Below are 10,537 nucleotides of genomic sequence, written 5' to 3'. Positions count from 1 at the left end.
TTGCGGAATGGTTCACCCCAATGTGCTTCGTGCAGTCGGTATTGATCCTGAGCAATACACGGGCTTCGCTTTTGGCATGGGTGTAGAGCGATTAACCATGCTGCGCTACGGCGTGACCGATCTGCGTGCGTTCTTCGAGAACGACCTGCGATTCCTAAAACAGTTTAATTAAGAGGGCGGCGAACATGAAATTTAGTGAAAATTGGCTAAGAAGTTGGGTCAATCCAGACATTTCTAGTGAAGTGCTGAGTGAGCAACTCAGCATGGCTGGCCTTGAGGTTGATGGTTTAGAACCGGTTGCAGCAGACTTTCATACTGTTGTCGTTGGTAAAGTCGTTGAATGCGGTCCTCATCCAGATGCCGATAAGTTGCAGGTCACTAAAGTCGATGTAGGTGACGATGAATTGCTTGATATCGTTTGCGGTGCCCCAAACTGCCGTAAGAATTTAATGGTTGTGGTCGCTAAGGTTGGCGCGGTATTACCGGGTGACTTCAAAATTAAGAAGGCAAAGCTGCGCGGGCATCCATCGCATGGTATGTTGTGCTCGTTTAAAGAGCTGGGTCTGATTGATGATCACGACGGTATCATTGAGCTACCTTCAGACGCACCCATCGGCAAAGATTACCGCGAATATTTGGGTCTGGATGACTTAAGTATTGATATTGATTTAACACCCAACCGCGGTGACTGCCTGAGTATTCGTGGCATTGCGCGTGAGGTGGGTGTCCTGAATAACCTGGATGTGAATGAGCCGACAGTAGACGCGGTTGCAACCTCCCTCGAAGACACTAAAGCGATTCACCTTGATGCGCCGGTTGGATGTCCTCGCTACTTGGGACGCGTAGTAAAAAATGTCGACGTTAAGCAGCAGACACCATTATGGATGAGCGAGAAACTGCGTCGTAGTGGTATTCGTAGCATTGATCCTGTGGTTGATATCACCAACTATGTATTGTTGGAGCTCGGCCACCCGATGCACGCATTTGATCTTGACCGCGTTCAAGGCGATGTGCATGTGCGTTATGCCAATAAAGGTGAGACCTTAACTTTATTGGATGAACAAGAAGTGAAACTCGATGACGATGTGCTAGTTATTGCTGATGACACGCAGGCATTGGCTATGGCGGGCGTTTACGGGGGGCTCGAAAGTGGTGTAACACGAGAAAGTCAACATATCTTCCTCGAAAGCGCGTTTTTTGCACCTGATGCGATTTTAGGTAAAGCACGCCGTTTTGGTTTACACACGGATGCGTCTCATCGTTATGAGCGCGGTGTTGATCCAGAATTGCAACGCCAAGCCATGGAGCGCGCAACACAGTTATTGATTGAAATTTGTGGTGGCGAGGCGGGTCCTATCGTCGAAGCGAAGTCAGACGAGCATCTACCTAAGCCAGCTGAGGTGACGCTACGTGCAGCACGGCTCGCGAGTGTGTTAGGAATTGATATAGAAGCTGCCCGCGTGACTGAAATTCTCGAGCGTCTTGGTTTTGAGGTAAAAGTAGGAGCTGGGAAATGGCTGGTCAAAGTGCCGACTTATCGTTTTGATATTGCTATTGAAGAAGATCTTATCGAAGAAGTTGCACGTGTATTTGGATACAACAATATTCAAGCTGCTGCGCCTGCCGCACAATTACGCATGCGCCCACAACAGGAATCGTTAGTCAGCACACATCGTTTAGTTGATGCAATGATCGAACGGGGTTATCAAGAAGCAATCACTTATAGCTTCGTCGATCCCAAACATCAGGCGGCGTTATTTGATGAAAGTGCATCGTTAACATTACCTCATCCTATTTCGGTGGAAATGTCATCAATGCGGTTAAGTTTGTGGCCGGGGCTTTTGAATGCGCTAGCGCATAACCAAAAGCGTCAGCAATCAGTTTTAGCCTTTGTCGAAACAGGGTTACGCTTTATTCCTGATGAAGCGGCTGAAAATGGTGTGATTCAGCAACCGATGTTTGCTGGTGTGCGTTCGGGTAAAGCCTATGGTGAACATTGGTCTGCGGAGGAGCGTCAAGTTGATTTCTTTGATGTAAAAGGCGATGTTGAAGCCTTGTTGAAAAAATCTGACATCAGTGATGTTCGTTTTGTCGCTAGCGAGCATAGCGCGCTTCATCCAGGGCAATCGGCTGCGATATACCGTGGTGAGCGGTGCATTGGCTATATGGGCGCCTTACACCCCAAGTTTGAGAAAACATTCGGTCTCAATCAACGTGCTTTCGTGTTCGAATTGCAACTTGATGCGATTAACCAACATAGCATTCCATCAGCTCAACCTGTATCACGGTTTCCTAGTATCCGCCGAGACTTAGCGATTGTTTTAGATGAACGCATCGCGGCGGGTGAGGTGTTAACCACGTTGAAGAACATTGGCGTTAATCAGTTGATTGACCTAAACTTATTTGACGTTTACCAAGGTGATAACCTGCCAGAGGGTAAACGTAGTTTAGCTCTTTCTGTCACACTTCAAGATAATGAAAAGACGCTTGAAGAAACCGAAATAAACGGCATTATGAAAAAGCTAGTATCGACGTTACAGTCGGAGTTTGATGCAACCTTGAGGGATTAGGATATGGCGCTGACTAAAGCAGAACTCGCTGAGGTACTTTTTGACAAGTACGGTGTAAGTAAGCAAGACGCTAAGGATTTAGTAGAGGCGTTTTTTGAAGAAATACGTTCTGTTTTAGAGTCGGGGGAAATGGTCAAGTTATCAGGCTTTGGTAACTTTGAACTTCGAACAAAAAATCAGCGCCCAGGCCGTAATCCGAAAACGGGTGAGGATATTCCTATTTCAGCTCGCCGAGTGGTGAGCTTTAAACCCGGGCAAAAATTCAAAAGCCGCGTAGAAAACACAAAGCCCGAGCAATAGCTCGGGCTTTTCTGTCACGTTACGCTTAAAACGTTAGCGAAAAAATAAACTACTAAATGGATTGAGCAGGCGACTAATACCCGACGTAAAGAATAACGGCGCATCGAGTGTCGCAAGCGTTAAACAGTCTTCCGTCGCAGTGCGAGGCGTATGCTTACGATCCGCATCCAACAAGATGAAATCACCGTCATAATAAGCATCGTGCTCATCATTAAATACGCCATCGATGACCAGTGTCGCTTCTTGCCCTTTGTGAGTATGTTCCGGTACTTGAGCACCAGGCTCCATATAAATTAAATTGGTCTGTCCATCATCCGACAAATCAACCGGTGCTCTCCATAGCTTACCCACTAAATGCGTCCACTCCCCGATACGATGAGCGTTATGCGCCAACGTTGTAGGCAAATTAAAGCGACGACCCTCAAGACTAATCAAATCTTCGCGTTGAGCGGCAGGCTTGGCCTGAGAGTTAAAAATCGCTTCTAACATTTGGTCGCACTGGGTCTTAGACATGGCACCTTTAGAAGGGGCGCAAATCGTTTCAACAAGGCTATCCAAATGCTTGTTACATAAATCCTCCTCTATTTCACAAACTGTTCGTTTGCAAACAGGGCACATATCAATATGTGTACCAACAACTAATGTCATTGACGCACTAAGGTCGCCTGAAGCGTACTGATACAAAATTGCTTCAGATGGATGTGACTTAATCATGCTCAACTATTAACTCTTTCAATTTCTTTAATGCAAGGCGCGTACGAGACTTAACCGTGCCTAATGGAATTCCAAGAGAGTCGGAAACTTCTTGCTGCGACTTACCCTCGACATAAATTTTTTCTACCACGATACGTTGCGCATCCGGCAACTGACCGTAATAGTGAGAAATCTCTTGCAACAGAATGTCTTGATCCAACGCGTAATCGTCATCTAGGTTATCATTCTGTTCAGCCAAAATCGGCCAAAGTTCATCTGCACTTATATCATCTTTGCGCTTTTTATTCTTTCTTAATAAGTCGAATCGAATATTACGCGCGATTGTGAAGATCCACGTTGAGGGTGAGCCCTTATCGGCCTTAAATAGATGAGCCTTGTGCCATACGTTAGTCATTGTTTCTTGCACAAGATCCATCGCGGTTTGTTCGTTACCAAACTGACGCGTACCGTAAGCCTGAAGCTTGGGCGCAAAATGTGAGAACAATTCACTGAACGCTTGACGGCTACGCGTTTCAGCAATTTGAGCCAAAAGTTGCGCAGCTTTTTCTGCAGTGTCCTGCTGGGATGTGGTCATAACTCCCCGTTGTGAAGTATGAGATGTCACCGTTTGCATAACTAGACCTGCTATTGTTGTTAGTTCGTATATCTAACTACGAGAACAAGTTTAAGTTTGGATCAGTCGATCTCAAAAAAGTTACGTAACCAAGTTTAGCAGATAATCAGCAACTTGCTCACTTGATTGCGATTTAATTAACTCTTGTTTTGTGTGAACGTCGAGTGGCAAAATTTCGAGCCAACGCTGGCACACCCAATCGAGTTGTTCAAACGGTTTTTCATCATACAAATCACCGAGTTCTGGGTAAACACCATAAATTTCTTCAAGGCGTTCTTTAAGCACGGCAACCTCATCCGTAATTGGTGTGTGCTGCCAAAAAGGGAGTACTTCAACGTCACCGACTCGAAGACCATCCTCCTCGAATTCATGATGTTTTATTTGAACTCGGCGTTCACCTTGCACAGTGATGCCTAAGAAGCCATCGTTAAGCATTTCAAAGTCAATAATAGTGACCGCAGTGCCAAAAGGCAGAATGTATTCAGAATCATATTTGTCGATACCGGGATCAAACATGCACACCACAAATTCGCTTTGATTTGCCATGCATTGTTTCACTAACCGTGTGTAGCGTTGTTCGAAAATGCGCAATTTGAGCTTTCCGTTCGGCATCACATGCGCCGTTAACGGAAATAGAGGTAAACGCTGCACTTTATCCATACGATACAACTATCCTGAATATTGGGTTGATTTAACATGCTTTACGCATGTCTATTCGGCTTGGATCTAAATTTGTATAACTTAATCAAACCTTTTTCGCTATAAGTCCGTTATGTTAGATAGCAACACCCATGCAACAATATCTATAATGTATTATAAGCTTGTAAATAAATGGAGTTTTGATGCGCCTAAAAATTGGAGTAAGCGCCTGTTTACTAGGCGATGAAGTACGTTTCGATGGGGGTCACAAGCGTTCACCCTTTTGCGAAAATGAGCTGGCTAAGCATGTCGAGTTTGTTAAATTTTGCCCGGAAGTCGGTATCGGGTTGCCAGTACCGCGTCCAACCATTCGTTTAGAGTATAAGGATGAGCAAGTTCGCGCAGTCATCCCTAAAACCGGCGAAGACGTTACTGAATCGCTCAAGTATTTCGCGGACAAAGTAAAACCCAAGTTAGCGGATCTATCAGGTTATGTCTTATGTGCTAAATCGCCTAGTTGTGGCATGGAGCGTGTAAAATTATATGACCCTAAGACAGGTAGCGCACGTAAAGAAGCAATGGGATTATTTGCTGAACGCTTGCATCAGCTAGAGCCTGCACTCCCATTAGAAGAGGACGGGCGTCTCAATGATCCACATCTGCGCGAAAATTTTGTTTTACGTGTGTTTTTATATGGTCGTTGGAAGTCGTTAGCGCACCCGTTAAACAAAGCCGCATTGCTTAAGTTCCATACTCAAGCAAAGCTTATCCTCATGGCGCATAATCAGGCCGAATACCGCGCCTTGGGACGTGACGTGGGTGAGGCAAAATCAATTGATGAAGCTTTCTGCCAACACTATATTTTGCGCGTGATGGGTGCATTAAGTAAACCGGCCTCAAGACGTAATCACACGAATGTTCTGCAGCATATTCAAGGTTATTTTAAACAGTACTTAGATAAACAGCAGAAACAGGAATTGAGTCAGTTGATACTCGATTACCATGATGGCACGTTACCTCTGATGGCGCCACTGACGCTGATTCGCCATTATCTGCGAGAGTTCCCTAACGAATATTTAGCTGAACAGTGGTATGTCACACCATACCCTGAAGATTTAAAACTGAGATATGGGTTGTAATTATGGCCGGCGTTGTTTGGTTTAGGAGTGATTTAAGAACCGTTGATAATCCAGCTTTAGAGGCTGCATGTGCAAATCATGAGCAAGTATATGCTGTATTTCTAGTGCCTCAGCAAACTTGGCAAGCGCATGATTGGGCGCCAATTAAAGTTGATTTATGGTGGCGCCATTTGGCGGCGTTTAAAGAGGAACTTGCAGATAAAGGCATCGGTTTTTCTGTCTTTGTTATCGAACGGTTCAGTCAAAGCGGTGCAATAATCGCTGACTTTTGCGAAGAAAACGGTGTACATGCGGTATACGCTAATCGCGAATATCCGCTAGACGAGGTTAAACGAGACAAGCAAGCAGATGCATGCTTTAAACAACGCGATATCGACTTAACGCTATTTGACGGCAACCTGTTGGTCGCGCCAGAACACGTAGAAACAAAGCAGGGCGGCTACTACAAAGTGTTCACACCATTCAACCGAGCTTGGCGTAAAGAGGTTGCGAAAATCAGTGATTGGAGCCCTCAGTCTTGGAGCGTCCAAAATACCGTAGCGATCAGCAACGAGCTACCGCCGTGTCCGTTAGAACGTAAAAATAGTCAAGACTATCCCGTCGGGCGACAAGCCATCATGGGCAAACTGGGTCAATTTATTGAACATCAGGTTGACGACTATAAAGCGCGCCGCGACAAGCCATCCGTTGACGGAACATCGATGATGTCCGCGTACTTCGAAATGGGAGCGATTGCACCGAAAACGGTTGCGCGTGCATTGTCGTCTTTTTCACCCGAATTTCCACACGGACTTGAGCCCGGCGCAGATACCTGGCTTACGGAGGTGGCGTGGCGTGAGTTTTACCAACATCTTATGTTTCATGAACCGCGGTTAAGCCGAGGTGAAAATTATCAAACCGAAACTCAAGGTTTACCTTGGCGAGAGGCTGAAGAGGATTTTCGAGCTTGGTGTGACGGGCGCACAGGCTTTCCTATCGTCGATGCGGGCATGCGACAGCTTAATGAGACGGGGTGGATGCATAACCGCTTGCGCATGATTGTCGCCAATTTTTTAGTCAAAGATCTACTGATCGACTGGCGCAAAGGCGAGCAATACTTTATGCGTAACTTGGTAGATGGCAGCTTTCCGGCTAACAACGGTGGCTGGCAGTGGAGTGCATCGGTCGGCACTGATGCGGTGCCGTATTTCCGTGTGTTTAATCCTGTTCGCCAGAGTGAGAAGTTTGATCCCGACGGAACCTACATCCGTACTTGGGTTAAAGAATTAGCGGATGTACCGAGTAAACATATTCACTGGCCACATTCGTATTTGAAACAGCACAAAACGGGGTACGTGTCTCCGATAGTCGACCATAGCGAGGCACGTGAGCGATTCTTATCGACGTTTAAGCAGGTGAAAAATGGATAACAAAGAGTTAGTAGAAAAGCTAAAGAGCTTTTACGAGGAATTTTCGACTGATCAACTCGATGATTTAGACTCCATATATCATGATGATGTTGCTTTTAATGATCCTATTCACCAAGTCGTGGGCCGTGACGACTTGCGCAAATATTTTGAGCACACCATGGAAAACGTAGAATACTGTCATTTTACGTTTGAAGACGAGGTTGTTGGCGACAAGCAAGCTTATTTGAGTTGGCAAATGCGGTTTTCGCATCCGAAGTTGGCAAATGGTCGCGAAATTATTCTACCTGGCGTATCACATGTGCAGTTTGAGGACGAAAAAATAAGACTGCAAGAAGATCACTACGATCTCGGCGCCATGCTATATGAGCATGTGCCGTTGGTCGGGTTCGTTATTGATAAGATTAAACAAAGGCTGGTGTCATCATGAAAGTGCTCATCACCGGTGCCACCAGCGGGATCGGTCAACAATTAGTAGCGGATTATGCCTGTGAGGGTCACAACGTGATCGCTTGTGGGCGTAATGCCGATGCGCTGAAGAAGTTGGCTGACGAGTTTCCTGACTATGTCGAAACATTACAATTTGACACGGTTGACCGTGAAAAGACGATTGAGCTTTTAGGTTCTATCAACCAAATCGACGTCGCGATTTTAAGTGCGGGTGTTTGCGAATACTTGGACATCGAGTCATTTGATGCGGAGTTATTTGAACGGGTATTTACGGTTAACGTGCAAGGCACAATGAATTGCGTGCAAGGATTGCTTCGTACATTGCAGCCAGGCTCAAAATTAGTGTTGGTTGGTAGTCTCGCGAGACTCCTGCCGTTCACCCGTGCGCAGGCTTATGGTGGCTCGAAGGCAGCCATTCATTATATAACGCGCTCACTCGAAGTGGACCTTGCACCTAAAGGTATTCGGGTACTGTCAATTTCACCGGGGTTTGTTAAAACGCCGATGACTGATGCTAACGATTTTGAAATGCCGATGCGAGTTTCTGTCGATTATGCCTCTCAATGTATTCGTAAAGGTATCGAGAAGAACAAGCGGGATATCGGTTTTCCTACCATTTTTACATTGATGTTAAAAACCATGTCTATTCTGCCTCAAGCGTGGCAAGTAGCGCTCAGTAAACGTATGTCGAAAGGAAATTAATGAAAATAGCAGTTGTAGGAAGTGGTATTGCAGGCTTAACAACGGCATATTACTTAACTGACCATCATGAGGTGACGGTATTCGAAAAAAACGATTATATCGGCGGCCACACCAATACCGTTAAGGTGGATGATAAAACAGGTCCCGTGGGTGTTGATACGGGCTTTATCGTCTTTAATGACAGAACCTACCCGCGTTTCAAACGTCTAATGACTGAAGTGGGCGTGCCGTGGCGCGATACTGAAATGAGTTTTAGCGTGCAAGATCCGGAGTCAGGTCTTGAGTATAACGGGCATACCTTACTCACCTTGTTTGCTCAAAAGCGTAATGTGTTCCGACCCAAGTTTTACAAGTTATTAAAGGGCATTGTCACGTTTAACGAAGCGGCAAAAAAAGCTGCACAAGAGAACAGCGATAATGACCAAGTAACCTTGGGTGAGTTTATTGATTCACTGAATTTAGATGAGCAAGTCGCCCACTTTTATTTGTTGCCGATGATCTCTGCGATTTGGTCTTCAAGCATAAAAGATGCTTACCAGTTCCCGTTGGGCTTTTTCTTACGTTTTTTCTTAAACCATGGTCTGTTGGATATTAGTAACCGGCCGCAGTGGCATACGATCGAAGGTGGTTCGAGTGCCTATATCCCTAAACTAACTGAAAAGTTTAGTCACCGTATACGTTTATCGGAAGATATTACCGAGGTTCGACGCACGGAAAAAGGCGTATCATTGACCTTCATCGATGGTCATGTTGAACAATTCGATCGTGTCGTATTTGCTTGCCACAGCGACCAAGCGTTGGCGCTAATGGTAGATGCCAGCGATGAGGAAAAGCGTATTTTGGGTAGCATCCCATATAAGCTGAATGAAGTTGTATTGCACACCGATCGAGCGTTATTGCCGCTGCGAAAAGCCGCCTGGGCGAGTTGGAACTATCGTTTAAGAGTCGGTGAATCGGCGCAGCGCGAGCCCAGTTCAGTCACTTACAGCATGAATATACTGCAAGGATTAAAGACGCATGCGCACTACCTTGTTACGCTCAATAATAGCGAGGCTATTGATCCGGACAAGGTGATTAAAAAGCTGTTCTACGCACATCCGCAATATAGCACAACGTCAATGGCGGCTCGTAAAGATAGAGACCAGATCAATGGTCATCGCAATACTTATTTTTGTGGTGCGTACTGGTATAGCGGCTTCCATGAAGACGGCGTACATAGCGCCATTGACGTAGTTAATATGATTGCACCGGAGCTAAATATAGATAATGGATAGTGGTATTTATTGGGGGGAAGTGTTTCATGAACGCCGTACCCCTAAACATCACCAATTTAACTACCGTTTTATGCAATGGTGCCTGTGCCTTGATGAGTTAGATGATATACACCATCAAAGCCGTTTGCTCAGTACCCGGGGCTTTGCGCCGCTGTGGTTTAGGCGTAATGATTACCTAAAGGGCTCAACAGGCGACTTAAAAACGGCGGTGCTCGAAAAAATGAACCAGCTCAACTCGCGAGCGCTTAGCGGTCGAATCTGGTTTGTTGGTAATCTGCGCAGCTTTGGAATTTATTTTTCGCCACTCAATTTGTACTTTCTACAACAGGGTAGCCAGTTTACTCATGTTCTTGCAGAAGTTAGCAACACGCCTTGGTTAGAACGACACTATTATCTCATCGATTTGAGTGATGCTATACCTGAGCATGACAAGGCGTTTCATGTCTCACCATTTAATCCAATGGACATGCGATATCGGTGGTATATTGAACCTCCGAATGACAACTTGTCGGTAACGATAAAAGCCTGTCGTGAAAAGGCTGAGTTTATAGCGGGCATGAAGTTGTCTAGGAGTGAATTAAACCGTAAGTCGATAAAACACGTAATGAAGACAATGCCGTTTATGGCGCTACGAATAATCGGTGGAATCTATTGGCAAGCGTTGAAGTTATTTATCAAACGTATTCCGATATATGACCACCCTAAAACAAAAAAAAGTAAGACCAGATAA

The 10,537-nt window shown here is 45.5% G+C and carries 11 protein-coding genes and 1 pseudogene; 9 read left to right on the top strand and 3 right to left on the bottom strand.

Annotated features, from left to right (window positions below; all coding sequences use genetic code 11):
• The 3 genes and pseudogenes from B2X00_RS08815 to B2X00_RS08805 all read left to right on the top strand — a co-directional run.
• A pseudogene (locus tag B2X00_RS08815) lies at positions 1 to 172 on the top strand (phenylalanine--tRNA ligase subunit alpha); the annotation flags it as partial.
• A 13-nt stretch (positions 173 to 185) separates the two neighbouring features.
• A complete protein-coding gene (gene pheT / locus B2X00_RS08810) occupies positions 186 to 2,570 on the top strand; it encodes a phenylalanine--tRNA ligase subunit beta (RefSeq protein ID WP_290487201.1) in 2,385 nt (794 codons plus the stop codon).
• Positions 2,571 to 2,573: 3 nt separating this feature from the next.
• Entirely contained in the window at positions 2,574 to 2,870 is a 297-nt protein-coding gene (locus B2X00_RS08805) for an integration host factor subunit alpha (protein WP_006955394.1), read from the top strand.
• A 33-nt stretch (positions 2,871 to 2,903) separates the two neighbouring features.
• On the opposite strand, the gene B2X00_RS08800 is transcribed toward B2X00_RS08805, so the two are convergent.
• From B2X00_RS08800 to B2X00_RS08790, 3 genes are all read right to left on the bottom strand, one after another.
• Positions 2,904 to 3,584 carry a ChrR family anti-sigma-E factor gene (locus B2X00_RS08800; RefSeq protein WP_290487200.1) on the bottom strand — a complete coding sequence of 227 codons (681 nt, stop codon included), beginning with the start codon at positions 3,582 to 3,584 and terminating at the stop codon, positions 2,904 to 2,906.
• Positions 3,577 to 4,197: a sigma-70 family RNA polymerase sigma factor gene (locus tag B2X00_RS08795; protein ID WP_040487855.1), complete on the bottom strand. Its 621-nt coding sequence runs from the start codon at positions 4,195 to 4,197 to the stop codon at positions 3,577 to 3,579. The genes B2X00_RS08800 and B2X00_RS08795 overlap by 8 nt, the downstream gene beginning before the upstream one ends.
• Positions 4,198 to 4,278: 81 nt before the next feature.
• Positions 4,279 to 4,857, bottom strand: coding sequence for an LON peptidase substrate-binding domain-containing protein (locus tag B2X00_RS08790; protein WP_290487199.1), 579 nt, complete (start codon positions 4,855 to 4,857; stop codon positions 4,279 to 4,281).
• Positions 4,858 to 5,039: 182 nt separating this feature from the next.
• Here B2X00_RS08790 and B2X00_RS08785 point away from each other — a divergent pair, with 182 nt between their 5' ends.
• Genes B2X00_RS08785 through B2X00_RS08760 form a run of 6 tightly spaced genes read left to right on the top strand, consistent with a single transcriptional unit; the run spans position 5,040 to position 10,537 of the window.
• Positions 5,040 to 5,975: a YbgA family protein gene (locus B2X00_RS08785; RefSeq protein ID WP_290487198.1), complete on the top strand. Its 936-nt coding sequence runs from the start codon at positions 5,040 to 5,042 to the stop codon at positions 5,973 to 5,975.
• Positions 5,976 to 5,977: 2 nt separating this feature from the next.
• Positions 5,978 to 7,384, top strand: a complete 1,407-nt coding sequence (locus tag B2X00_RS08780; protein WP_290487197.1) for a cryptochrome/photolyase family protein — start codon at positions 5,978 to 5,980, stop codon at positions 7,382 to 7,384.
• Positions 7,377 to 7,811 carry a nuclear transport factor 2 family protein gene (locus B2X00_RS08775; RefSeq protein WP_071462668.1) on the top strand — a complete coding sequence of 145 codons (435 nt, stop codon included), beginning with the start codon at positions 7,377 to 7,379 and terminating at the stop codon, positions 7,809 to 7,811. Before B2X00_RS08780 ends, B2X00_RS08775 begins: the two co-directional genes overlap by 8 nt.
• Complete coding sequence (locus tag B2X00_RS08770) at positions 7,808 to 8,533, top strand: SDR family NAD(P)-dependent oxidoreductase (RefSeq protein WP_290487196.1); 726 nt, start codon at positions 7,808 to 7,810, stop codon at positions 8,531 to 8,533. Before B2X00_RS08775 ends, B2X00_RS08770 begins: the two co-directional genes overlap by 4 nt.
• Positions 8,533 to 9,807 carry an NAD(P)/FAD-dependent oxidoreductase gene (locus B2X00_RS08765; protein WP_290487195.1) on the top strand — a complete coding sequence of 425 codons (1,275 nt, stop codon included), beginning with the start codon at positions 8,533 to 8,535 and terminating at the stop codon, positions 9,805 to 9,807. The genes B2X00_RS08770 and B2X00_RS08765 overlap by 1 nt, the downstream gene beginning before the upstream one ends.
• Positions 9,800 to 10,537 carry a DUF1365 domain-containing protein gene (locus B2X00_RS08760; RefSeq protein ID WP_290487194.1) on the top strand — a complete coding sequence of 246 codons (738 nt, stop codon included), beginning with the start codon at positions 9,800 to 9,802 and terminating at the stop codon, positions 10,535 to 10,537. Before B2X00_RS08765 ends, B2X00_RS08760 begins: the two co-directional genes overlap by 8 nt.

This window comes from Idiomarina sp. UBA3162 (assembly GCF_002364475.1).
Lineage (GTDB): Bacteria > Pseudomonadota > Gammaproteobacteria > Enterobacterales > Alteromonadaceae > Idiomarina.
This window is presented reverse-complemented; position numbering and strand designations above follow the sequence as displayed.